This window comes from Luteimonas sp. KH_071 (assembly GCF_057838005.1).
Map to the genome: position 1 here is coordinate 2,035,760 of NZ_CM174458.1, position 24,733 is coordinate 2,060,492.

The window sequence follows — 24,733 nt, forward strand, 5'->3', positions numbered from 1 at the left end:
AGCCGTGTCCGTCCTCGCGATCTCCCGACACACCGCGTGCGTGGGTGCACGCGACCAGGAGACTGCAATGCCGTTCCGTACTCTGACCGTGGCGATCGTCGCCGCACTCGCATCCCCGATCGCCGCAGCGGCGACCGCCGCCGACGCGCGCGATCTCGACACCGTGCTCGTCACCGCCAACCGCGCCGAAAGCACGCTCGGCGACACCATCGTGCCAGCCCAGGTCATCGACCGCGCCGAGATCGAACGCACCCAGGCGCGGGACCTGCCCGAACTGCTGCGCGGCCGCGCCGGCATCCAGATCGCCAACCAGGGCGGTCCGGGCAAGCTCAGCTCGGTGTTCATGCGCGGCAGCGAGTCCGACCACGTGCTGGTGCTCGTCGATGGCGTGCGCATCGGCTCGGCGACCGCCGGACTGGCGTCGTTCCAGGACATCCCGGTCGACCAGATCGAGCGCATCGAAATCGTCCGCGGCCCGCGCTCCAGCCTGTACGGCTCGGAAGCGATCGGCGGCGTCATCCAGATCTTCACCCGCCGCAACACCGGTGCAGTCCGCCCGCACGCGCGTGTCGGGGTGGGCAGCCAGAACCTGCGCGAAGCCAGCGCCGGCCTCGGCGGCCGCACCGGCCGCGGCTGGTTCGGTGTCGACGCGGCGTTCCAGCGCACCGATGGCATCGACAGCTGCCGCGGTTCGGGCACGCTGTTCCAGGGCTGCTTCGTCGACGAGCCCGACCGCGACGGTTATCGCAATCGTTCGCTCAATGCACGCGGCGGCGTCGAACTCACGCAGGGTCTGACGCTCGAAGGCAACGTGCTCCATGCCGACGCGTTCAACGAGTACGACGGCAGCGTGTTCGGCGGCAACGAGGCGAACAACATCCAGCAGGTGGCCGGCGGCAAGCTCAGCTATGCGCCGTCCGAGGTGGTCACGCTGACCGCGCAGGCCGGCCGGGCCTACGACAAGTCGAGCACCTACTTCCGCGACATCGACGCGGGCACGCGCGTCGATGTCGGCCAGATCGACACACGCCGCGATACCGCCTCGCTGCAGGCCGACTTCGGTCTGGCGCCGACCCAGCGCTTCTCGCTCGGCTTCGACTGGATGTCCGACAACATCGAAAGCGATACCGCCTACGCCTTGACCGCGCGCAACAATTTCGCGGTGTTCTCCGACTACACGGCGCGTTTCGGCGCGCACCGCGTGCAGGCCGGTGTGCGTCACGACGACAACGAGCAGTTCGGCGGCCATACCACCGGCAGCCTCGGCTGGGGTCTGGATTTCGACCACGGCCTGCGACTCAACGCCAGCGCCGCCACCAGCTTCAAGGCGCCGACGTTCAACGATCTCTACTTCCCGTTCGGCAGCGGCAATCCGGATCTCGAGCCGGAGCGCGCGAAGACCGCCAACCTCGGACTCGCCCAGTACCGCGATACGTGGAACTGGTCGATCAATGCCTTCGAGAGCCGGGTCGACGATCTGATCTTCCTCGACAGCAACTTCGTCCCGCAGAACATCCAGCAAGCCCGGATCCGCGGCGCCGAACTGACGTTCGCGACCACGCTCGCCGGCTTCGACCTGTCGACCGAGCTGAGCCACGTCGATCCACGCGACCGCAGCGATAGCGCCAACAACGGCAACCTGCTTGCCCGTCGTGCGCGCAACAGTGGCCGTCTCGACATCGACCGCAGCCTGGGCGACTTCCGCATCGGCACCACGTTGCGCGCCAGCAGCAGCCGCTTCGACAACGCCACCAACACCGTGCGCGTCGCCGGTCACGGCACGCTGGACCTGCGCGCGGCGTGGGCATTCAACCCCGACTGGACGCTGGAAGCCCGCGCGACCAACGTGCTCGACAAGGATTACGAGACCATCGCGTGGTACTACCAGGCCGGCCGCGAGTACGGTCTGTCGCTGCGCTGGTCGCCGACCGCGCGCTGACCCAGCCGCGGCGCACGCCGCATTCGACTTGATCCCACACGGCCGTCGCATGACGGCCGTGTGCGTGTCAGGCCGCAGGTTTTACGGCGAATTTACGCTGCAGCCTGGAGCGTCGCATGGAGACTTTATGCGGCCCGGGCGGACCATGCGCGGCATCGGCGGAACGCTTCCGCCCGGGATACCCGCATGTCCACCCGTTCGTCCCTGCGAAGCGCCTCCGGCCTCGCCCTCTGTGCGCTGGCGCTGTCGACTGCCCCATCCGTGCAGGCCAGCGACTTCAGCGGCACCGCCGCACTCACCACCGACTACGTCTGGCGCGGCACTTCGCAGAGCAACGAAGATCCTGCTGTCCAGGCCGGCTTCAAGGTTGCCGGCGTTTCGGGCGTCTACGCCCAGGTCTGGGGGTCCAGCGTCGAATTCGCGCCGGAGACCCGCGCGTCGACCGAGTTCGATCTCGTCGCCGGCTGGTCGGGCGCGCTGTCCGATGCCTGGGCGCTGGACGTCAATCTGACGCGCTATGTCTATCCCTCGGCGACGGTCGATCTCGACTGGACCGAAGCCAACGCGACGGTGACCTTGCACGAGCGCTACTGGCTGCAGGTCGGGCATTCGCGTGATGCACTCGCCAGCGATACGGCCGGCACCTACGCCCAGCTCGGCGCGCGCTGGCCGCTGACCGACACGGTCCGCATCGAAGCTGCGGCCGGGCACTACTGGCTGGCGGGCGACAGCGGCTACGACGATTACGCGCACGCGCAGCTGGGCGCGGTGTGGGCGCTCGCGTCGCCTGTCGAACTGCGCGTGACGCTCCATGATACCGATTCGAGCGCCGTGCGCGCGTTCCCCGGTCTCGCCGGCACCTGCGTCGAAGCTGCGCTGCAGGCGTCGTTCTGAGCGCCGCGGCGCTTCTTCCTTTCCGCTGACGGATCACCGCCATGATCGAATTCTTCACCGTCCTCGGCCTTGCGCTTGCGCTCGGCTGGCCGCTGGGCCGTTATCTCGCCGCCGTACTGCGCGGTGGCCCGCTTCCGGGCGACCGCTTCTTCGGGATCATCGAGCGTCCGGTCTATCGCCTGCTCGGCGTCGACCCCGCGCGCGGCATGGACTGGAAGCACTACGCGCTGGCGTTTCTCGCCAGCAACGCCGTGCTCGGCGCGCTGGTCTGGGGTCTGCTGATGACCCAGGCCTGGCTGCTGCTCAATCCCAACGCGGCGCCCAACATGTCGTGGGACCTTGCCCTGCATACGGCGGTGTCGTTCCTGACCAACACCAACCAGCAGCACTATTCCGGCCAGGCGCAGCTGTCGTATCTCGCGCACATGGCCGGCATTGTCGGCCTGCAGGTGGTCACGCCGATGATGGGCCTTGCGCTGGTCGCGGCGACGCTGCGCGCGTTCTTCGGCGGACGCGATCGCGACGCACACGGCGTCGCGCGTGGCGGCGTGGCCGACGTCGGCAACTACTGGGCCGATGTCTTACGGCCGGCTGTGCGCGTGCTGCTGCCGCTGGCTGTGCTGTGGAGCGTGCTGCTGACCGGTCAGGGCGTGCCGGCGACGCTGTCGGGCGGGCCCGAGGCGACGCCGGTCGATGCGAGCGCCGGCATGGAGACGCAGAAGATTCCGCTCGGCCCGGTCGCGGCGATGGTCGCGGTCAAGCAGCTCGGCACCAACGGCGGCGGCTGGTACGGCCCCAACAGCAGCGTGCCGCTGGAGAACCCCACGCCGTTTTCCAACTGGCTGGAGACGCTGGCGCTTATCCTGCTGCCGGTCGCTGTCGCCTGCATGATCGGGCCGTTCACAGGGCGTCGGCGACTGACGCCGCTGGTACTCGGCACGATGCTGGCGATGTCGCTCGCATCCGCGGGCATGGCGGTGTGGTCGGAATCCGCGTCGCCGACGTCCACGGATGTCGCGCTGATGGAAGGCAAGGAAGTCCGCAACGGCGCCGCGCCCTCCGCGATGTGGGCGGCGCTCACCACGCAGACCTCGAACGGCTCAGTCAATGCGATGCACGACTCGCTGGCGCCGCTGACCGGCCTCGTCACGCTGTCGAACATGCTGATCAACGCGATCTGGGGCGGCATCGGCTGCGGACTGCAACAGTTCCTGGTCTATCTGCTGCTGGCGGTCTTCGTCGCCGGACTGATGACCGGACGCACGCCGGAACTGTTCGGTCGCAAGATCGAGGCGCCCGAGGTGCGCCTGCTCGCCGTGCTGGTGCTGTTGCAGCCGGTGGTGCTGCTCGGGCTCACCGCGCTGACGCTGGCGGTGCCGGCCTGGACCGGCAACAGCAATCCTGGCTTCCACGGCATCAGCCAGGTGTTCTACGAGTACGTGTCGGCGTTCGCCAACAACGGCTCCGGCTTCGAGGGCCTGGACGATGCGACGCGATGGTGGAACGTTTCGGCAAGCGCCGTGCTCGCGCTCGGTCGCTACCCCGCGCTGCTGCTGCCGCTGGCGATCGCCGCGATGCTCGGTGCCAAGCGCGCCGCGCCGGAAAGCGCGGGCACGCTGCGGATCGAGACACCGACCTTCGCGCTGACCCTGATCGCCATCGTCGTGATCCTCACCCTTCTCCAGTTCATGCCGGTCCTGGTCCTCGGCCCCGTGGCCGACCACCTCGCGCTGGCCGCCATTGCCGGATGATCCAGATGCCTCCTCTCGCCGACACCGCCGCGCCGACGCGCGGCACCAATCCCCGCCTGTTCGATGCAGCCATCCTGCGCAGCGCATCGGTCGACGCGTTCCGCAAGCTGTCGCCGCGCCACGCGCTGCGCAACCCGGTGATGGCCGTGGTCTGGCTGGGCACCGTGCTGACCGGCGCCCTGACCATCTTCGGCTACGCCGCGCCTGCGATGGGCGGCAGCATCACCGCGGTGCTCGCGCTGACCGTGCTGTTCGCGAACTTCGCCGAAGCCATGGCCGAGGCCCGCGGTCGCGGCCAGGCCGCATCGCTGCGGCGTGCGCGCCAGGACCTCGTCGCGCGTCGTCTGGCCGGCGAGGCCGAAGGCGCCGCGGAAACCCGGGTGCCCGCCGCGGAGCTGAAGCCGGGCGACCTCGTGGCCGTGTCGGCCGGCGAACTGATTCCTGCCGACGGCGAGATCCTGCGCGGCGTCGCCACGATCAACGAGGCCGCGGTCACCGGCGAGTCCGCGCCGGTGCTGCGCGAAGCCGGGACCGACCGCTCCGGCGTGATCGGCGGCACCAAGGTGCTGTCGGACGCGATCGTCGTGCGGGTCACGGTCGAGGCGGGACACAGCTTCCTCGACCGCATGATCGCGCTGGTCGAAGGCGCCAACCGCCAGAAGACGCCGAACGAGATCGCACTCGGGCTGCTGCTGACGACGATGACGCTGACGTTCCTCGTCGTCGTGCTGACGCTGCCGGCGATCGCGGGCTTCGTCGGCGTGCGGCTGGATCCGGTGCTGCTCATCGCGCTGCTGGTGTGCCTGATCCCCACGACGATCGGCGCGCTGCTGCCGGCGATCGGCATCGCCGGCATGAACCGCGCGCTGTCGGCGAACGTGCTGGCGAAGTCCGGCAAGGCGGTCGAACTGGCCGGCGACGTCGATGTGCTGCTGCTCGACAAGACCGGCACCATCACCTACGGCGACCGCCAGGCGACCGCATTCCATGCGCTGGCCGGCATCGATCCGGACGCCCTGCGCGATGCCGCATTGCTGTCGTCGCTGGCCGACCCGACGCCGGAGGGCAAGTCGATCGTCGCGCTCGCGCGTCGGCCCGGTGAGGCGATCGAAGCGCCGGCGGATGCACGCTTCGTCGCGTTCACCGCGCAGACGCGGATGTCGGGCGTCGATCTCGGGGACGCGGGCGCGCCGCGACGGATCCGCAAGGGCGCGCTCGATGCGATCCTCGCGCACGTCCAGGCGCTCGGCGGCCAGCCGTCGCACGAACTGCGCGCGCGCGTCGAACAGGTCGCGCGCGGTGGCGCCACGCCGCTGGTCGTCGCCGACGGGGCGCACGTGCTCGGCGTCGTCGAACTGTCGGATGTGGTCAAGACCGGCATCCGCGAGAAGTTCGCGCAGCTGCGGGCGATGGGCATCCGCACGGTGATGATCACCGGCGACAACCCGCTGACCGCGGCGGCGATCGCGGCCGAGGCCGGCGTCGACGACTACATCGCCGAGGCCCGGCCGGAAGACAAGCTCGCGCGCATCCGCAGCGAACAGGCCGCCGGCCGGCTGGTGGCGATGGTCGGCGACGGCACCAACGACGCGCCCGCGCTCGCGCAGGCCGACGTCGGCCTGGCGATGAACTCCGGCACCCAGGCGGCCAAGGAGGCAGGCAACATGGTTGACCTGGATTCCGACCCGGCCAAGCTGCTGCGCGTGGTCGAGGTCGGCAAGCAGCAGCTGATCACCCGCGGCGCGCTGACGACGTTCTCACTGGCGAACGACGTGTCGAAGTACTTCGCGATCCTGCCGGCACTGTTCGCCGCGGCGATTCCGCAGATGGCCGCGCTCGACGTCATGCGGCTGTCGAGCCCGGGCAACGCGGTGCTCGCGGCGCTGATCTTCAACGCGCTGGTGATCCCGATGCTGATTCCGCTGGCGCTGCGCGGCGTGCGTTTCCGCGCCGGCAGCGCGACCGCCCTGCTGCGCCGGAACATGCTGGTCTTCGGCCTCGGCGGCGTGCTGCTGCCATTCGCCGCGATCAAGCTCATCGACCTCGCGCTTGCCGCCATTTTCGGTTCCTGAGGAATGCCCATGTCCACCGTTCCCTCGCTTTCCCTGTCGGCATCGCGTCCACGCGGTCTGCTGCGCGCGGCTTGCGGTCTCGCCGCGGTCACCCTGCTCGGCTTCGGGCTGCTGTATTCGCTTGCTGCCACCACGCTCGGCGGACTGCTGTTCCCCGCGCAGGCGCAAGGCAGTCTGATTGAGCGCGAAGGCCGCATCGTCGGCTCGGCGCTGGTCGCGCAGCCGTTCGTCGATGCCCGCTATTTCATGCCGCGGCCGTCGGCCGCCGGCTACGACCCGATGGCACTCGCCGGCAGCAACCAGGCGCGCACGAATCCGGACCTGCGCGCGACGATCGCGGCCGCGGTCGACGAGGTCGCCGCGCGCGAAGGCATCGACGCGCGTGACGTCCCCGGCGACCTCGTGACCCGCTCGGGCAGCGGCATCGATCCGCATGTCAGTCCGGACGCCGCGCGCGTGCAGGTCGCCCGCGTCGCGCGGACACGCGGTCTCGCGGTCGCCGACGTCGAGCGTCTGGTCGACGCCCACACCGCCGGACCGCAGTTCGGCATGCTCGGCGCGCCACGCGTGAACGTACTGGCCTTGAACCTCGCGCTCGATGCGCAGGCCGGCGGGCGCGGCGCAGAATAGTGCGATGACCGACGACCGCGACGCCCGGGCCGATGCCCTGCTGGCCGATACCCGACGCCGCGAGTCGAACGGACGGCTGACGGTGTTCCTCGGCGCGGCGCCCGGCGTCGGCAAGACCTACGCGATGCTGTCGCGCGCGCGGGAGTTGCGCGCGACCGGTGTCGACGTCGTCGTCGGCCTGGTGGAAACCCACGGACGCGCGGACACCGCGGCGCTGCTCGATGGTCTGGAGCAGCTGCCGCGTCGCCAGATCACCTACCAGGGCCGCATGCTGGACGATCTGGATGTCGATGCCGTGCTCGCGCGTCGCCCGGCGCTGGTGCTGGTCGACGAGCTCGCCCACCGCAACGTGCCCGGCAGCCGCCACGAGCGCCGCTGGCAGGACGTCGTCGACCTGCTCGATGCCGGCATCGACGTCTGCACCACGGTCAACATCCAGCATCTGGAAAGCCTCAACGACGTCGTTCACCGCATCACCGGCGTGCGCGTCACCGAGACCGTGCCCGATGCGCTGTTCGACCGGCTGCGTGACATCCGGCTGGTCGACCTGCCACCGGCGGAGCTGATCGAGCGGCTCAAGGCCGGCAAGGTCTACCTGCCCGACCAGGCGACGCGTGCGCTGCAGGCGTTCTTCTCGCCCTCGAACCTCGCCGCGCTGCGCGAACTGGCGATGCAGACCGCGGCCGACCGCGTCGATGCCGACCTGCGCGGCACCCAGGCGGCACGCGGACTGCCGGGTTTCGCGCTGCGGCGCACGGTGCTGGTCGCGATCGATGGCCTCGGGACCTCCGAATACCTCGTGCGCGCGGGCCGCCGGATCGCCGAGCGGCGCGATGCGCCGTGGCGCGTGGTGACCGTCGATGCAGGCGGTCGCGGCGATGCGGCGCGCCAGCTCGAACTCGATCAGGCCTTCGCACTCGCGCGCAGTCTGGGCGCCGAGACCGACGTGCTGCACGGCAGCCGCATTGCCGATGCGCTGCTCGAACATGCGGAACGCATCGGCGCGTCGACGATCGTCGTCGGCCGCACGCGCGAGCGGCCGTTCGCACGCATGGTCAACCGCACGCTGACCCAGCGACTGCTGCAGCAGGGCGCGCGCCACGAACTGGTCATCATCGGCACGCCGGACGCGCGGGCGAAAGCGCGTCGGCGCCGACGCATCGGCGAGGCGGCCTTCGGCGCGCGCGACATCGGCCTGCCGCTGCTCGCGACCGCACTGGCCATCGGCTTCGGCTGGCTGGCGCAGCGCGTTGCCGGTCTCGACGACCTGTCGATGGTGTTCATCGTCGCCGTCGTCGTCGTCGCCGCGCAGGCGCGCATGGCCGCGGCGATGACCACCGCCGTGCTGTGCTTCGTCAGCTACAACTTCTTCTTCATCGAGCCGCGCTTCACGTTCCAGATCAGCGCGCACCGCGGCGTGGTCACGGTCGTGCTGTTTCTCGCTGCGGCCCTCGTCGCCGGGCGGCTCGCTGCGCGATTGCGCGAACAGGTGCTGGCCTTGCGCGCGGCCAACACGCACGCGACCGGCCTGCAGGCGCTGGGCCGGCAGCTGGCGGGTGCAGCCGATCTCGGCGAAGTGGTGGCGGCCGGACGCAACGCGCTCGCGCGGGCGCTCGATGCGGAGGCATGGCTGCGCATCGGCGACGTGGATGCAGCGGCCCAGTGGCCCGACGGTCTCGACCCGGCCGCGGTCGACTGGACGCTGCGACACGGGCAGCCGGCCGGCCGCTTCACCGATACGCTGTCGGCGTCGCGCTGGTGGCTGCTGCCGCTGCGCGCGGGCAGCGAGACCCTCGGCGTCGCGGCGCTGCGCTTCCCGGAGTCGCGCAACCGGCTCGGCCTCGAACAGCATCGACTGGCCCAGGCGATGGCCGACGACATCGCCCAGGCCGCGCTGCGCACGCGACTGGTCGCCGATCTCGAAGGCGCGCGTGTCTCGAACGAAACCGAGCGCCTGCGCTCGGCGCTGCTGTCGTCGGTGTCGCACGACCTGCGCTCTCCGCTGGCGTCGATGATCGGCTCGGCCAGCAGCCTGGTCGGCTACAGCGACACGATGGACGCGACCGATCGCCGAGCCCTGCTCGACACCATCGTGCTCGAGGGCGAACGGCTCGATCGCTACATCCAAAACCTGCTCGACATGACCCGTCTCGGCCATGAGGGTCTGGCGCTCAACCGCGACTGGATCGGCGTCGACGAACTGGTCGGCGCGGCCGTCGGTCGCCTGCGTCGCTATCAGCCCGAGATCGTGGTGAAGAGCGACGTGCCCGCGAGCCTGCCGCCGCTGTGGGTGCATCCGGCGCTGGTCGAACAGGCGCTGTTCAACGTGCTGGAGAACGCGGCGAAGTTCTCGCCGTCCGGCGCGCCTGTGCGGATCGAGGCGCGTCGTATCGCATCGCCAGAACCGGGCGATGCCCGCGACTGGCTGCGCATCGATGTCGTCGACGCGGGACCGGGCATTCCCGAGGACGAGCGCAGCCGGATCTTCGACATGTTCTACAGCGTCGAACGTGGCGATCGCGGTCGCAAGGGAACGGGTCTGGGCCTGACGATCTGTCAGGGCATGATCGGCGCACACGGCGGCGCCGTCTCGGCGCTGCGCGGCCCGGGCGGCACGGGTACGCTGGTCCGCATCGAACTGCCGATGCAGCGTCCGACCGGACCGGAGCATGACGCCCCCCATGAATGACGCAACGTCCGCAAGCGCCGCGCGCATTCTCGTCGTCGACGACGAGCCGCAGATCCGCCGCTTCCTCGACATCAGCCTGCGCGCGCAGGGCTGGCGCGTCGCACTGGCCGAAACCGGCGCACAGGCGCTGGACACCCTCGCCCGCGACGGCGCGGACCTCGTCGTGCTGGACATCGGCCTGCCCGACATGGACGGTCATGCCGTATTGCGTGCGATCCGCGACTGGTCGCAGGTGCCCGTGGTGATGCTGTCGGTGCGCAGCGACGAAGGCGGCAAAGTCGCCGCCCTCGATGCCGGCGCCAACGATTACGTGACCAAACCCTTCGGCACCCAGGAGCTCATGGCCCGCGTGCGCGCGTTGCTGCGGTTGCAGGCGCAATCGCCGGACGCGCTGCCTGTCTTCGACGACGGTCACCTGCGCATCGATCTCGCGCGTCGCGAAGTGGTCCTCGACGGTGCGACGCTCGTGCTCTCGCGCAAGGAATTCGCACTGCTGTCGCTGTTGTTGCGCAACGCCGGTCGCGTCATCACGCAGCCCCAGCTGCTGCGCGAAATCTGGGGGCCGACCCACACCGACGACGCGCACTACGTGCGCATCCTGGTCGGCAAGCTGCGCCAGAAGCTGGGCGACGACGCGGCGCAACCACGCTACATCGCCACCGAACCCGGCGTCGGCCTGCGCTTCGTCGAGTCCGATCGCCGCCCATGAAAAAGCCCCGCGCTTGCGGGGCTTTCGATCCGGGCACACACGTCGCGCAGCCCTGGTAGTCAGCCCGCGAGCACCGCCCGCAACAGCGGCGGAATGCCGGACGACGCGGCGGCAACATTGTCGAGCACGTCCTCGAAGGTGATCACCTCGTCCACCTGTGGGCCGGCGCCCGCCGCCCAGTTGGCGACGATCGCCAGGCACGCGTAATCGAGCCCCAGTTCGCGCGCCAGACCCGCCTCCGGCATGCCGGTCATCCCGACCAGATCGCAGCCGTCGCGACGCATGCGCGCGATTTCGGCGCGTGTCTCCAATCGCGGCCCCTGGGTCGCGCCGTAACAGCCGCCATCGACCAGCGTCACACCGACCGATGCCGCCGCATCGAGCACGCGCCTGCGCAGCGTCGGCGTATACGGATCGCCGAAGTCGACGTGCAGCACCTCGGTGCCCTCTTCCTCGCAGTAAGTCGACACCCTGCCCCAGGTGTAGTCGATCAACTGGTCAGGACACGCCAGCACGCGCGGTCCGAAGCGCTCGGTGATGCCGCCCACCGTATTGAGGGCCAGGACCCGCGTCGCCCCCAGCGCCTGCAACGCCGAAAGGTTCGCCCGGTAGTTCACCCGGTGCGGCGGCACCGAATGCCCCTCGCCATGCCGCGCGAGAAACGCGACGCGCTTGCCGTCGAGCGTCCCCACCCGCACCGGACCCGACAGCGCGCCGTAGCGTGTGACCGGCTGGTGCGGCTCCACGTCCTGCAGGTCGGCCAACTGGTAGAGGCCGGTACCGCCGATGACGGCGAGATCGATGTCGAGGTGCATGGGGGTTCTCGCAATGAGGATGGGGCCGGGACGAAAGTGTCCTCCGACCTACCTTAGAACGGCGGCAAAGGGCGTCAGACGGGCAAATCAATACTCGATTCCGAGTGTGACGCGGCATCGGCCAATGGCAAAGCCGCAATGCGCTCAGCCAGTCACTCCGCCAGAGCGTAGATCCCGGGCAGATTCCGGCCCTGCTCATGGAAATCCATGCCGTAGCCGAATACATACCGGTCCGGCACTTCGACGCCGACATAGTCAGCTTCGACGCCGTCCACGCCGCGGTCGTGGACCTTGACCGCGAGCACGGCGACGCGGACGTCAGCCGCGCCCTGGTCTTCGACCCACTGCCGCACGGCCTTGAGGGTGTGGCCTTCGTCGAGGATGTCGTCCACCAGCAGCACGCGGCGGCCCTGCAGCGCGGTCGCGGGGCGATGCAGCCAGGCGAGGCCCGAGCCGGTGGTGTTGCCGCGGTAGCGGGTGGCGTGCAGATAGTCGAACTCGAGATCGACTTCGTTCTCGCCGATCGCGAACGCGAGCTGCGTGGCGAACGGCATGCCGCCGTGCATGATCGTGATGTAGACCGGCGGCACGTCGTCATCGCCGTACTCGTCGGCGATCTCTTCGGCCATCGTCTCGATGGCGTCTTCGAGCGCGTCGCGGTCGAACAGCAGGTCGGCAGTGTCGATCACGTCGTCGAGGCGTGGGACGTTCATGCGATGTCTCCAGTGCGGGGGGCGGACGCGTCGCCGGCGAGCGCGCCGTCCCAGCCGAGCGGACCGCGTCCGATCAGGCCGGTCAGGGCCATGGTGTTGAGGGCGCGGCCTTCGACCGCGGCCAGCGATTCAGCAACGAGCTCCGGATGGCATACGAGCACGACATCGCAACCGGCGTCGAGGTGCGCATCGACGCGCGACTTGATGCCGCCAGCGGAAAACGCCGCGGCCATGCCGATGTCGTCGGAGAACACGACACCGCGGAAGCCCATCTGTTCGCGCAGGATGGTGTTGATCCACAGCGGCGAATAGCCGGCCGGCTCCGGCGCGACCTGCGGGTAGACCACATGGGCCAGCATCACGGCATCGGCGCCGGCATCGAGGCCGGCGACGAACGGCACCAGATCGTGCGCGCGGATGGCATCGAGACTACGGTTGTCGACCGCGTCGTCGAAATGCGTGTCCTCGCGCACCGAGCCGTGACCCGGGAAGTGCTTGAGCGTTGCGGCCATACCGGCCTCGTGCATGCCTTCGACATAGGCACGCGTGAGCGCTGCGACGATTCGAGGATCCTCGGAAAACGAGCGATCCCCGATCGCGAGATTGCCGTGGCCCACATCCACCACCGGCGCGAAGCTCAGATCGACGCCGCTGGCGCGCACTTCCTGCGCCATCAAACGCGCATGCGCACGCGACGCGGCCATCGCAGCATCAGGATCGGCGAGATACTGCGCGCCGAAACCGGCGAGCGACGGCAGTTCGGAATAACCGTCCTGGAAGCGCTGCACGCGGCCGCCTTCCTGGTCCACGCAGACCAGCTGCGGACGCGGGGCGGCCTCGCGGATCGCGGCCGAGAGTTCGGCGATCTGCGCGCGCGAAGCGAAGTTGCGCTTGAACAGGATCACGCCGGCGCAGGCATCGTGCTGCAGCCAGTCGCGCTCCTGCGCGGTGAGTTCGGTGCCGGCGACGCCGATCACGAGCATTGCGGACCTCTCCATCGAACACGCCCCATGGCGCGGACGGGCATTGTCGCAGATGCGGGCGCGCGTGCCGTCGAGCGAGGCGGCGTGTTCAGTCGCAGTCGGAGACTCGCGACGGATGCCGCTGCCCGCGCGCCACGCATCGCTCGGCGCGGTGCTTCAGCTCGGCTTCGCGCACCACCCAGCCGCGCGGTCCGAAGGCATCGGTCAGCCGCGTTCCGCCGGGTCCCAGCGCGAGAACGGATGTGCGGCCAGCGCGAGGTTGAAATAGCGCTGGTGCGCGGTGACTTCGGCGCCCAGCCAGTCGGGCCGATCGAAGGCTTCGTCGGCGTCGTCGAGTTCGATCTCGGCGACCACGAGACCGGCGTTGTCGCCGAGGAACTCATCGACTTCCCACAGATGCGCGCCGTGGCGCACGAGGTGCCGGCGCTTCTCCACCAGCCCACCGACGCACAGCTTCAGCAACGCCTGCGCATCGTCGACCGGCAGCGGCAGCTCGAACTCCTGCCTCGTGGTGCCGGCCTCGCGCGACTTGATGTTGAGGAAGGCAACATCGCCCTCGAGTCGCACGCGCACCGATGCGTTCTGCGCGCCACTGGCGATCGACGCGGCATCGTTGAGATAGCCCTGCGCCATCGGCACCACCATATGCGCGGCCGCGCGCCAGGCATCGGATGCGACGAGGAATTTGCGTTCGATCTCGATGCCCATGCGGTCCTCAGCGTTTCTCGAACAGGGCGATGGATTCGACGTGCGCGGTCTGCGGGAACATGTCCATGACACCCGCATCCGAGAGCGTCCAGCCACGCTCGTTGACCAGGTAGCCCGCATCGCGCGCCAGCGAGGCCGGGTGGCAACTGACATAAACAATGCGCTTGAAGCGTTCCAGCGGCAGCTGGCGCAGCACATCGATCGCGCCCGAGCGCGGCGGATCGAGCAGCAGTTTGTCGAAGCCCTGCCGCATCCACGACGCGCTGCGCTGGTCCTGGGTGAGATCGGCGGCATGGAACTGGGCGTTGAGAAGTCCGTTGTGCACCGCGTTCTCCTTCGCCCGCGCCACCAGACCGGCCTCGCCTTCCACGCCGACGACCTCGCGCACGCGGCGCGCCAGCGGCAATGTGAAATTGCCCAGGCCGCAGAACAGATCGAGCACGCGGTCGTCGGGCTGCACATCGAGCAGTTCGAGCGTGCGCGCGATCATCGTCCGGTTGAGGCCGGCATTGACCTGGATGAAATCCAGCGGCCTGAACTTCAGTTCGATGTCCCAGTCTTCAAGCCGGAACGACAGCGCCGGCGCTTCCGGCCACAGCGCATGCACGCTGTCGTTGCCGCCGGGCTGCAGGAAGATCGCCATGCGGTGCTGCTGGCCGAACGCGAGCAGCGCTGCCACATCGGATTCGATCAGCGGCTGCAGATGGCGGAACACCAGCGCGACGCCGTCGAAATCGGGACGCGGATCGCCGGCGATGAACTCGATCTGCGGGATCGTGCTGCGCGCGTCCATGCCGTCGACGAGCTGCGCGAGGGCCGGGATGATCGCGGCGATCGGCGCGATCACCGTGTGACATTCCTGCAGATCGGCGACGAAGCGCGGATCGCGCTCACGGAAGCCCACCAGCGTCTTGTCCTTCTTCTCCACGCGCTTGACCGAGAACCGGCCCTTGCGGCGGTAACCCCAGGCGCGATCGACCATCGGCGCCATCCACCGCTTCGGCGTGACGTGGCCGATCCGCTCGAAGTTCTCGCGCAGCACCCGGTCTTTCGCGACGATCTGCTGCTCGGCGTCGAGATGCTGGAGCACACAGCCGCCACAGGTCCCGAAATGCGGACAGCGCGGCGCGATGCGATGTTCGGAGGCGCGCAGCACCTCGAGCGTCACCGCCTCGTCGAAACTGCGCGAACGCGCGAAGCGCTGGGCGATGACCTGCTCGCCCGGCAGCGCGCCGGTCACGAACAGCGCCTTGCCATCGGGCAAGCGCGCCACGCCACGGCCGTCGTGGGTGAGGTTGAGGACTTCGACCTCGAAAGGGGTCTGATCGAGACGTTTACGGGCCACGTGGCGAAGGCTGCGGGCAGAGGGCCGCGTATTGTCGCAGATGCGGTGCGCGCCCCGCTCCTCGCCTGCGATGCCAGGAAACAGGCCGCCCGGAGGCGGCCTGTTCGAAGCAGGTGTCGATGTGCGCCTTACTTCTGCATCCAGCTCCCACCCTGCTGATACCACCAGCCCGGACGCGCACTCGAAATCCACTGGCGCGCGAACACGTCGCGGATCTGCGACTCCCACTCGGGATGGCCGTTGGCGACCGCGATCTCGCGATACACGGCCTGGCGGTCGCGATTGTCGTCGGCGACCGCGGAGTTCACCGCGACGCGATCCTTGATCGGCAGCTGCGAGGCGTCGCGCACGACGATCGTGCCGTTGCCGCCGAAGCCCAGCGCGCCGGAATCGAAATGGGGGCGCAGGGTGCCGTTGAAGCGCTGCTCCATGCGTGCCTGGATCGCCTGGATCGCCGGCGTGCGAATGCTGATATCGGGGGACTGTGCCTGCGCGCTGCCGATGCCGATCAACATCCAGGGATCGAAGCGCTGCATGGTCTGCGCCATGCCGCCGCCGGGCACGCTCGCAGGCGGCGTCTCGGTCGCGGGCGCCTGATCGCCGATCACGTTCTCGACGAACTCGCGCGCCGCTTCCTTGGCCTCGGCAGCGGGAAAATACACATTGATCGTCACGCAGGCGGTCAACGCCAGTGCGGCCACGGCCGGCAAACCCATCCAACGCGTCATCGACACTCTCCAGTCAGACATTCGGGGCGCCGGTCATTCGATGACCGGCGCGACATCACCACCTGCGGCGGCTGCGAGGCGCTCGACGAGCACAGGCCAGTCGACGTCCCGGTTGAAACCCACGACGTTCAGACGCGGCAGGCCGGCACCTTCGACGATAGTAAAGGCGTTGACCTCTGAACGCAGGCCGCCCATCCGGCAGACCGCGTTTTGCAGACGGCACGAAATCCCGATGCCGCGATAACCGAAATCGTCGAACAGCGCGATTGCCCTGCCCTGCAAGGTCGTCACGAACGACGCGTCGCCGACACTGGAGATGTCCTGCACGGCGCGCTGGCTGATGCGCTGGCGCACGCCCGGGGCGCGCTCGGTGTGCAGCTCTGCATCGAAAGCGGTCGCGTTCCAATCCACCAGACGCAGGCCGTTGATACGCCCGTGCAGGCGCCCCTCGATGCTGCCGAAGCCAAACACGCCGGTCAGCGCATGCAGATCCAGCGACGACAGGGCGAGATCACCGGTCACTGTCGGCAGGACGCCGAACGGTCGCTCGATGGCCAGCGACGACACATCGATGCGGCCGTCGAACAGGGTCATCGACAGCCCACCGTCGAAATCGATGCGGTTGTCGGCATAACGCACCGTCGGAATCACGCCGCCCAGCGTGCCTTCAAAGGCAGGCCAGTCGAGCGATTGCGCAAGTACGCCCACATCCAGCGCATCGAGGCGGAGCGCGGTCTGCATGCGCAGGCCGGTATCACCCGTCGGCGGCTGCAGCTGCAGCGATTCGAAACCGATCTCGCCGCCGAGGAACGAGAACGCGACCGGCTCGCGCAGGCGCAACATGCCGCCCCCGCTTTCCAGGCTCCAAGCCGCGGCGTCGAACGGCATGCCGTAGAGCGCCCCGCCGCGCCAGGCGAAAGCGCTGCGCACAGGGGTCGACGCGGAGTAGCGGACGGTGCCGTCGAGCCGGTCAAGCCGGAAGCGGCCGTCGGCGTCGCCGATATCGAGCCGGCGCAGTGCGATGTCCGCGCTGCGCAAGGTCGCGTCGTCGAGCATCACACCTGCACGAAAGCCCCCGGACAGCGACAGCCCCGGGACGCCGGCGAGTCCCAGCCAGCCGGAGAGATAACGGCCGGGCAACGCCGTGGCGTCGTCACTGGCCAGCGTGAGCGCCAGCGCGCCGATGCCGAAGTCCGGCGTCAGGCGCGCATTGCCATCGACGCGCAAGCTGTCTCCGTCGCGCCAGGCCAACCGCGACAGCGACCAGTCGCCCTCACCGACGCGCGTCATGTCCATGCCGATGCCGACCGGCGTCTCCGGCAACGACACGTAGGCGTTGCCGAACAGCAGTTCGCCGCCGCGCAGGCTGCCCTCGATGCGCGCATCCAGTGCGTCGTTGGGCAAGGACAGGCGCACTGCGAGATCGCCATCGATATCGCCGGCGGCGATGCTGCCGTCCTCGGTTTCCAGGGCCAACCCCGCGATCGCGAGGTCCGCCTCCACGCGCAACGGGCTGCCGGAGGGCGTGTCGATCCGGACCGTCCCGTCCAGTGTGCCGCCCGTCAGGCGCGCGGACGTCCAGCCTGCGCGCAATAACGCATCGACCCAGGCAGCCGGCACGCGCCGCAGATCGATCCGGGTCGCGTCGGGTCTTGCCGCGCTGCGCGTCAGGCCGACCCGCGCGCCGCCGTCCGACAATGCAGCCGAGGTGGTCGCCGCATCGAGCGAAATCGCCAGCTGCAGCGGCGCTCCACGCCCGGTGCGCAGCGGACCGTCACAGCGCCAACGGACATCGTCGCCTGCGACTTCGCGCCGTAACGGGCAGCGCCAGTCCACATCACGGAAGCGCCAGCCCAGGCCACCGGCATCGAGGTCCGCTGCCTGCAGTCGCAGCCGGCCATCCGGGGCTCCGGCCGGCCAGTCCAGCGTCAGGTGCACGTCGCGCAGTTGCATGCCGGCTGCTTCGACCTTCGCGATCCGCGCCTGCATGGACTGCGCGTGCGCCGCAACCGGCACACAGGCGAGAAACAGCGTTAGGATCGTGGTAACGGGGCGCGGCATCGCCGCAGGATACCCGCCACATCGAGGACGCGATGAATCGATTGCTGCTGGTCGAGGACGACCCCACAAGCCGCAGTTTCCTGCAAGCCGCAAGTGCCGCACTGCCCGCCGAAGTCGATACCGCCGATTCGGTCGAAGCCGCGTACGCACTGGCCACCGTGAATACCTACGACGCCTGGCTGATCGACGCCAACCTGCCCGACGGCACTGGAGGCGGGCTGCTGGCCCGTCTACGCGCCGAGGGTCGATCCACGCCTGCCATCGCGCACACCGCAGCACGCGAACGCCGGGAGCTCGACGCGTTGCGTGCTGCGGGATTTGCGCTTGCGATCAGCAAGCCCGTGGCGGCTGAGGCCTGGCTGGGCGCGATCCGCCGGGTGCTGGTCCCGCGCTCGGATGCGTCGCGCCTGGGCGGGGGCGCCGCGCCGCTGCCCGACGCGCGGCGCAGTGGCGAAGCCCCTCTGTGGAACGGCGAAACCGCGCTCGCCGCGGTCGGCGGCGACATCCGTAACGTGCGCGGCCTGCGCGATCTCTTCGTCGGCGAACTCGACACCACCCGCTCGCGGATTGCGGCAGCTGCGACTGTGGGCGATGCGTCCTCGATCCGGGGTGACCTGCATCGTCTGCGCGCCGGCTGCGGCTTCGTCGGTGCAGAGCGCCTCGGGCTGGCGGCGCGGGTGCTGCATATCGATCCAACATCGGCAAGTGCGCTGCAGAGCTTTCTCGAGACGCTCGACGCCACACGCACGAGCGCGAACGTGACGAGGCCTGCCTGACGCTCAACGCCGTGACAGGTTCGTGGCCAGCTCCCAGGATTTCAGCCCACGCGATCCGAGGTGGTGCGAGAGCACCGCGCGCAGTGCACGTCGCAGGCTGGCCATGTCGGCAGCCTCCGGCGCGATGTCAGCCGCGAGCGCCAGCAGCGCATGGCCCGTTGCGGCGGCACTGCGATCCGTGGCCTCCCCATCGCGCTGCAAACGACGCGGGCCATGCTCGGGATCCAGCCGATAGCGCGCAGCCGGCTCGATGTCGTTGCCGTCGCCATCGACATCGCATGCGAAACCCACACCGATCGCATCGAGCAGATCCCGCTCGAACCGGCGCAGCGTCCAGGCCAGGCCCTCCCCCGCGAGCCGCTGCCGCACACGCGAAAACGCCTCGTAGAGTTCCGGCGCCGGGTCCTGTCGCGGCGCGAGCCGCAGCACCAGTTCGCTGATGTAGAAACCCGCGAGCATCGCATCACCGGTGAGCCTGGGCGCCGCGTCGAGCGCTTCGGCCGAATGCAGCTGGGCCAGTTCACCGCGCAGCATCGCGGTCAGGCGGATGTGCTGCAGCGGCTGAAGCGCCGCACGCAGCACGTGCCTCTTCGGTCCCTGCACGCCACGGGCGACCAGTCCCAGGCGGCCGTGATCGAGGCTCAGCACCTCGACCAGCAGGCTCGTCTCGCGCCATGGGCGCGCATGCAGCACAAACGCCGGCTGGTCCTCGATGCGCACCGTCTGCCGCGACTCGCGTCAGCCAACGCCGATACGGGCGAAGAACGCCTCGCCGGTCAGATGTTCGTCCGCCCCGTCGAGTGCATACCACTGCGGCTTGGCGTCGATGAAGATTTCGGATTCGAAGTGCGCACCTGGAATCGCATCGAACAGACCGGCCGCGACGTAATGCTGATCGTCACCGGTGGTGCGGAAAAACAGACTGCTGCCGCAGGCGCCGCAGAATACGCGCTCGGCCCAGTCCGAGGATGCGAACCTGCGCACCAGCGCGTCACCGGTTTCGATCCGCAGGTCCTCGCCCGCTGGCAGCACCATCGCCGGACCGCCATGCCAGCGGCGACAGGCTCCGCAATGGCAGGCGTGCACGGCGTGCACATTGCCTGGCACGCTGAGCGCGACGCCACCGCACAGACAATGCCCGTGCAGGCGGCCGACGTCGTCGGCAGCTTCGCTCATGCGCGCGCGCTCCTAGTCACCGTAGCCGAGCGCCTTGAGCGCGGCTTCGTCGTCGGACCAGCCTTCGCGCACGCGCACCCAGGTCTCCAAAAACACCTTGGCATCGAACAGACGTTCCATGCCCATGCGCGCCTTGGTGCTGATGTCCTTGAGCCGGGTGCCGGCCTTGCCGATGACGATCGCCTTCTGGCCCTCGCGCTCCACCCAGATCACCGCGCCGATGCGCAGCATCGTGCCGTCGAGGGCGAAGCTCTCGATCTCGACCGTGGTCGCATACGGCAGTTCGTTACCCAGCTGACGCATCAGCTGCTCGCGCACCAGTTCGCCGGCCAGGAAGCGCTGGCTCTTGTCGGTGATCTCGTCTTCGCCGAACAGCGCGTCCTGCGCCGGTATCAGCGGAAACACGGTCGACTTCAGCTGTTCCAGACCCTTGCGCTTGAGCGCGGACAGCGGCACGACGCCGGCGAAATCGCGGCCTTCGGTGACCTTCTGCAGATACGGCAGCAGCGCCGTCTTGTCCTTGATCCGGTCGACCTGGTTGACGACCAGCACCACCGGCACGCCGGCCTCGTGAAGGGCGTCGAATGCCAGGCTGTCCTCGTCGTCCCAGCGGCCGGCGACGACCACCAGCAACGCGGCATCGACACCTTCCAGCGCACCGCGCGCGGCGCGGTTCATGATGCGGTTCATCGCCCGCTTCTGCTCGTGGTGGATACCGGGGGTGTCGACCAGCATCAGCTGGCCTTCCGGAAACGTCGCGATGCCGAGCAGACGATGGCGCGTGGTCTGCGGACGGTTGGAGACGATGCTCACCTTGGCGCCCACGAGGGCGTTGACCAGGGTGGACTTGCCGACATTGGGTCGGCCGATGACGGCGACGTAGCCGGCATGGTGGGGCGTGGTGTGGGGTTCGGTCATGCCGGCATTCTACGGAAATGCCGGTGGCGCGACGCGGAAACAGTGTCGGGCGTCTCGCGGACGGTCAGCCCGGACCTTCGAGCTGGCCCATCACCGCTTCCGCGGCCTGCTGCTCGGCCGCCCGGCGCGAACTGCCCTGCCCTTCGGCCGCGACGCCAGCGTCGCTGAGCGCGCAGCGGACCAAGAAGGTCTTGGCATGTTCCTCGCCGCTTTCCGACAGCAGTTCGTAGACCGGCAGGGCCTTCTGCCGCCCCTGCAGCCACTCCTGCAGGCGGGTCTTGGCGTCCTTGGCGACGCGGCCGCTGGCCAGCGCGACCATGGTCTTCTCGAACAGCGGCAGCACCACGTCGCGACAGGTCTCGAGGCCGGCGTCGAGATAGATCGCAGCGATCACCGCTTCGAGCGCGTCGGACAGGATCGAGTCGCGCCGGTGCCCGCCGGACTTGAGCTCCCCCGCGCCCAGCACCAGCCGCGCGCCGAGGTCGAGTTCGCGTGCCACCGCGGCCAACGAGGACTCGCGCACCAGCTCGGCACGGGCACGGGTGAGCGTGCCTTCGTCGGCAGTCGGCCAGCGGGCGTACAGGGATTCGGCGACCAGCGCGCCGAGCACGGCGTCGCCCAGGAACTCCAGCCGTTCGTTGTGCGGGGCGCCGGCGCTGCGATGCGTCAGCGCCTGGATCAGCAGGTCGGGATCACGAAAAACGTGCCCGGCGAACCGACCCTGCTGCCGGTCAAATTCCGTCGCCACCGCGGGTCAGCATCTGGGTCGCGTGGAACTTGCCCACGACGTCGAGGTTGAACACCAGCGGACGACGCACTTCGTACTGCACATCCATCTGCCAGCCGTTGTCGGCGCGGCGGATCTTCACGTTCTCGGGCTTCACGTTCTCCGAGTAGCTGATGTACAGCCGGCGGAAGAACAGGTCCTGGATACGGGCCGGATCGGACGCGGCGGTGCCCGGCTCGCTGGCCAGCCCCTTGAGCGCGGTCTTGACGCTGTAGTACTCCGAGTACATCGGAAACAGCTTCATGCCGACATAGGCGAAGAAACCGACGACTGCCAGGACGATGATGAATCCCAGCAGGGTGATGCCGCGTTGCGTGCGTTTCATGGACGTCCCCTCGAGCCGATGCCGTTGGTCACTTGATGCTCTGACCGATTCTTCCCCAGTCGACCCAGCCCGGCGCGGCGGTATCGACGTTCATCCAGATCAGGAACGCCTTGCCACGCAACTGGGTCTCGGGAAGCGTACCCCAGAAGCGGCCGTCATCGCTGCGGTCGCGGTTGTCACCCATGACGAAATAATGGCCCTGCGGCACGTGGAACGTGCCCTCGCCCAGATGGAACGGCGCGGCCTGGTCGATGTGCAGGATGTCGTGGCTGCGGCCCGGCATCTGCTCGGTGTAGAGCGAGGCGCCGGTCATTTCCGCGCCACGGCCCACGCCCTCGTAGGCGCCCACGCGCGTGTAGTCGAAGGACGTGCCGTTGACGAACACGACGTTGTCCCGGAACTCCACCGTGTCACCCGGCAGGCCGATGACGCGCTTGATCCAGTCCTGGTCCGGGTGCTGCGGCGGACGGAACACCACCACGTCGCCGCGCGCCGGCTCACCGATGTCGATCACCTTCTTGTTGGTGATCGGCAGGCGAATGCCGTAGCTGAACTTGTTGACCAGGATGAAATCGCCGATCAGCAGCGTCGGCATCATTGAACTGGACGGAATACGGAACGGCTCCGACACGAAGCTGCGCAGGATCAGCACGACGAACAGCACCGGGAAGAAGGCCTTCGCGTAATCGACGACGATCGGTTCCTTTTCCTCGAGCAGTCCGGCGCGGCGCGCGCGCGCCTTGGCCAGCACCAGCTTGTCGAGCAGCCAGATGACGCCGGTCAGCAGCGTCAGCACGACCAGGGCGGTCTCAAACCATTTCATGCAGCATCCTCGGACACGGGATCGGACGGCCGCGCTGGGCCGCCGCTATGAAAACACGAATCAGGACTCGCGCGACGTGCTCAGCACCGCAAGGAAGGCTTCCTGCGGGATCTCCACGCGGCCGACCTGCTTCATGCGCTTCTTGCCTTCCTTCTGCTTTTCCAGAAGCTTCTTCTTGCGCGAGATGTCGCCGCCGTAGCACTTGGCCAGCACGTTCTTGCGCAGCGCCTTGACCGTGGTCCGGGCGATGACCTGCGCGCCGATCGCGGCCTGGATCGCCACGTCGAACTGCTGGCGCGGAATCAGTTCCTTCATCTTCTCGGTCAGCTCGCGGCCACGGCGGTCGGCGTGGCTGCGGTGCACGATCAACGACAGTGCGTCGACCTTGTCGCCGTTGATGAGTGTGTCGACGCGCACGAACGGGCCGGCATCAAAGCGTACGAAGTGGTAGTCCAGTGAGGCGTAGCCGCGACTTGCGGACTTGAGCTTGTCGAAGAAATCGAGCACCACCTCGGCCATCGGCAGTTCGTAGCTGATCTGCACCTGGCTGGCGAGGTACTGGATGCCGATCTGCATGCCGCGCTTGTCTTCGCAGAGCTTGATGATCGCGCCGATGTAGGCCTCGGGCGTGAGGATGTTGGCGCGGATGATCGGCTCGCGCACTTCCTGGATCAGGTTCGCCTGGGGCAGCTTGGCCGGGTTGTCCAGCGGCATCACTTCGCCGTCGGTCTTGAGCACCTCGTAGATCACCGTCGGCGCGGTGCTGATGAGGTCGAGGTCGTACTCGCGCTCCAGACGCTCCTGCACGATCTCCATGTGCAGCATGCCCAGGAACCCGCAGCGGAAGCCGAACCCCATGGCTTCCGAGCTTTCGGGCTCGAAACGCAGCGCGGCGTCGTTGAGGCGCAGCTTGTCGAGCGCTTCGCGCAGGTCCGGGAAATCCTCGGCATTCACCGGGAACAGACCGGCGAACACGCGCGGCTGCATCTCCTGGAAGCCGGCCAGCGGCTTGTCGGCGGGCTTCGCGGCCAGGGTCAGCGTGTCGCCAACCGGCGCGCCGTGCACGTCCTTGATCGACGCGGTGATCCAGCCCACTTCGCCTGCGCGCAGCGCCGGCAATTCCTTGCGCTTGGGCGTGAACACACCGACCTTGTCGACGTCGTGCGTGCGTCCGGTCGACATCACCAGGATCTTGCTCTTGGGCGTGATCTCGCCCTGCATCACGCGCACGAGCGACACCACACCCAGATAGTTGTCGAACCAGGAGTCGATGATCAGCGCCTGCAGGCGATCGGTGTCGCGCGGTTTGGGCGGCGGGATGCGATGCACGATCGCCTCGAGCACCTCTTCCACGTTGAGCCCGGTCTTGGCGCTCACCGCGACGGCGTCTTCGGCATCGATGCCGATCACCGCTTCGATTTCGGCCTTGGCCTTGTCGATGTCGGCCGTCGGCAGGTCGATCTTGTTGAGCACCGGAATCACTTCCAGACCCTGCTCGATCGCCGTATAGCAGTTGGCGACCGACTGCGCTTCCACGCCCTGCGCCGCGTCCACCACCAGCAGCGCGCCTTCGCACGCGGCCAGCGAGCGGCTGACCTCGTAGGAGAAGTCGACGTGGCCGGGCGTGTCGATGAAGTTCAGATGGTAGATCTGCCCGTCGCGCGCCTTGTACGGCAGCGACACCGACTGCGCCTTGATCGTGATGCCGCGCTCGCGCTCGATCGGATTCGAGTCGAGCACCTGCGCTTCCATCTCGCGCGCCTGGAGGCCGCCACAGATCTGGATGATGCGATCGGCGAGCGTCGACTTGCCGTGGTCGACGTGGGCGATGATGGAGAAGTTGCGGATGTTCCGCATCGGATCGTGGGTCATTGGGCGGCGGCCGGGCCGT

At 68.6% G+C, this 24,733-nt stretch carries 22 protein-coding genes; 8 read left to right on the forward strand and 14 right to left on the reverse strand.

The window, feature by feature from the left end; genetic code table 11:
• The first annotated feature begins 67 nt into the window (after positions 1-67).
• From btuB to AC3IRM_RS09550, 7 genes are all read left to right on the forward strand, one after another.
• A complete protein-coding gene (gene btuB / locus AC3IRM_RS09520) occupies positions 68-1,939 on the forward strand; it encodes a TonB-dependent vitamin B12 receptor (RefSeq protein ID WP_489202938.1) in 1,872 nt (623 codons plus the stop codon).
• A 186-nt stretch (positions 1,940-2,125) separates the two neighbouring features.
• Positions 2,126-2,833, forward strand: coding sequence for a TorF family putative porin (locus AC3IRM_RS09525; protein WP_489202939.1), 708 nt, complete (start codon positions 2,126-2,128; stop codon positions 2,831-2,833).
• 41 nt (positions 2,834-2,874) lie between these two features.
• Positions 2,875-4,584 carry a potassium-transporting ATPase subunit KdpA gene (kdpA, locus tag AC3IRM_RS09530; protein WP_489202940.1) on the forward strand — a complete coding sequence of 570 codons (1,710 nt, stop codon included), beginning with the start codon at positions 2,875-2,877 and terminating at the stop codon, positions 4,582-4,584.
• Positions 4,585-4,589: 5 nt separating this feature from the next.
• Positions 4,590-6,656 carry a potassium-transporting ATPase subunit KdpB gene (kdpB, locus tag AC3IRM_RS09535; protein ID WP_489202941.1) on the forward strand — a complete coding sequence of 689 codons (2,067 nt, stop codon included), beginning with the start codon at positions 4,590-4,592 and terminating at the stop codon, positions 6,654-6,656.
• A gap of 3 nt (positions 6,657-6,659) precedes the next feature.
• Complete coding sequence (kdpC, locus tag AC3IRM_RS09540; protein ID WP_489202942.1) at positions 6,660-7,286, forward strand: potassium-transporting ATPase subunit KdpC; 627 nt, start codon at positions 6,660-6,662, stop codon at positions 7,284-7,286.
• 4 nt (positions 7,287-7,290) lie between these two features.
• Positions 7,291-9,975 carry an ATP-binding protein gene (locus tag AC3IRM_RS09545; protein ID WP_489202943.1) on the forward strand — a complete coding sequence of 895 codons (2,685 nt, stop codon included), beginning with the start codon at positions 7,291-7,293 and terminating at the stop codon, positions 9,973-9,975.
• On the forward strand, positions 9,968-10,684 hold the full coding sequence (locus AC3IRM_RS09550; protein WP_489202944.1) for a response regulator: 717 nt from the start codon (positions 9,968-9,970) through the stop codon (positions 10,682-10,684). The genes AC3IRM_RS09545 and AC3IRM_RS09550 overlap by 8 nt, the downstream gene beginning before the upstream one ends.
• A gap of 59 nt (positions 10,685-10,743) precedes the next feature.
• Here AC3IRM_RS09550 and AC3IRM_RS09555 read toward each other — a convergent pair whose 3' ends face one another.
• The 7 genes from AC3IRM_RS09555 to AC3IRM_RS09585 form a co-directional block, all read right to left on the reverse strand.
• A complete protein-coding gene (locus tag AC3IRM_RS09555; RefSeq protein ID WP_489202945.1) occupies positions 10,744-11,499 on the reverse strand; it encodes an S-methyl-5'-thioinosine phosphorylase in 756 nt (251 codons plus the stop codon).
• A 152-nt stretch (positions 11,500-11,651) separates the two neighbouring features.
• Positions 11,652-12,212, reverse strand: a complete 561-nt coding sequence (locus AC3IRM_RS09560) for a hypoxanthine-guanine phosphoribosyltransferase (protein ID WP_489202946.1) — start codon at positions 12,210-12,212, stop codon at positions 11,652-11,654.
• Complete coding sequence (gene nagZ / locus AC3IRM_RS09565) at positions 12,209-13,195, reverse strand: beta-N-acetylhexosaminidase (protein WP_489202947.1); 987 nt, start codon at positions 13,193-13,195, stop codon at positions 12,209-12,211. Before nagZ ends, AC3IRM_RS09560 begins: the two co-directional genes overlap by 4 nt.
• Before the next feature lie 204 nt (positions 13,196-13,399).
• Positions 13,400-13,903 (reverse strand): CYTH domain-containing protein, encoded by a 504-nt coding sequence (locus AC3IRM_RS09570; protein WP_489202948.1) that lies wholly within the window; start codon positions 13,901-13,903, stop codon positions 13,400-13,402.
• A gap of 7 nt (positions 13,904-13,910) precedes the next feature.
• Positions 13,911-15,248, reverse strand: a complete 1,338-nt coding sequence (gene rlmD / locus AC3IRM_RS09575; protein WP_489205891.1) for a 23S rRNA (uracil(1939)-C(5))-methyltransferase RlmD — start codon at positions 15,246-15,248, stop codon at positions 13,911-13,913.
• A 128-nt stretch (positions 15,249-15,376) separates the two neighbouring features.
• Positions 15,377-15,976 (reverse strand): YdbL family probable chaperone protein, encoded by a 600-nt coding sequence (locus AC3IRM_RS09580; RefSeq protein WP_489202949.1) that lies wholly within the window; start codon positions 15,974-15,976, stop codon positions 15,377-15,379.
• A 33-nt stretch (positions 15,977-16,009) separates the two neighbouring features.
• Positions 16,010-18,037: a translocation/assembly module TamB domain-containing protein gene (locus AC3IRM_RS09585; protein ID WP_489202950.1), complete on the reverse strand. Its 2,028-nt coding sequence runs from the start codon at positions 18,035-18,037 to the stop codon at positions 16,010-16,012.
• Positions 18,038-18,069: 32 nt separating this feature from the next.
• Here AC3IRM_RS09585 and AC3IRM_RS09590 point away from each other — a divergent pair, with 32 nt between their 5' ends.
• A complete protein-coding gene (locus AC3IRM_RS09590) occupies positions 18,070-18,813 on the forward strand; it encodes a response regulator (RefSeq protein ID WP_489202951.1) in 744 nt (247 codons plus the stop codon).
• A 3-nt stretch (positions 18,814-18,816) separates the two neighbouring features.
• On the opposite strand, the gene recO is transcribed toward AC3IRM_RS09590, so the two are convergent.
• The 7 genes from recO to lepA all read right to left on the reverse strand — a co-directional run bounded on the left by recO (position 18,817) and on the right by lepA (position 24,699).
• On the reverse strand, positions 18,817-19,533 hold the full coding sequence (recO, locus tag AC3IRM_RS09595) for a DNA repair protein RecO (protein WP_489202952.1): 717 nt from the start codon (positions 19,531-19,533) through the stop codon (positions 18,817-18,819).
• An 18-nt stretch (positions 19,534-19,551) separates the two neighbouring features.
• Entirely contained in the window at positions 19,552-19,989 is a 438-nt protein-coding gene (locus tag AC3IRM_RS09600) for a GFA family protein (RefSeq protein WP_489202953.1), read from the reverse strand.
• Positions 19,990-20,001: 12 nt separating this feature from the next.
• Complete coding sequence (gene era / locus AC3IRM_RS09605) at positions 20,002-20,907, reverse strand: GTPase Era (protein WP_489202954.1); 906 nt, start codon at positions 20,905-20,907, stop codon at positions 20,002-20,004.
• A 64-nt stretch (positions 20,908-20,971) separates the two neighbouring features.
• Positions 20,972-21,655, reverse strand: coding sequence for a ribonuclease III (gene rnc, locus AC3IRM_RS09610; RefSeq protein ID WP_489202955.1), 684 nt, complete (start codon positions 21,653-21,655; stop codon positions 20,972-20,974).
• Positions 21,639-22,019: a DUF4845 domain-containing protein gene (locus AC3IRM_RS09615; RefSeq protein WP_489202956.1), complete on the reverse strand. Its 381-nt coding sequence runs from the start codon at positions 22,017-22,019 to the stop codon at positions 21,639-21,641. The genes rnc and AC3IRM_RS09615 overlap by 17 nt, the downstream gene beginning before the upstream one ends.
• A gap of 28 nt (positions 22,020-22,047) precedes the next feature.
• The gene (lepB, locus tag AC3IRM_RS09620; RefSeq protein WP_489202957.1) at positions 22,048-22,842 is read right to left on the reverse strand and encodes a signal peptidase I; all 795 of its coding nucleotides are present in this window, start codon (positions 22,840-22,842) and stop codon (positions 22,048-22,050) included.
• A gap of 60 nt (positions 22,843-22,902) precedes the next feature.
• Positions 22,903-24,699 (reverse strand): translation elongation factor 4, encoded by a 1,797-nt coding sequence (lepA, locus tag AC3IRM_RS09625; RefSeq protein WP_489205892.1) that lies wholly within the window; start codon positions 24,697-24,699, stop codon positions 22,903-22,905.
• Between the last annotated feature and the right edge of the window lie 34 nt (positions 24,700-24,733).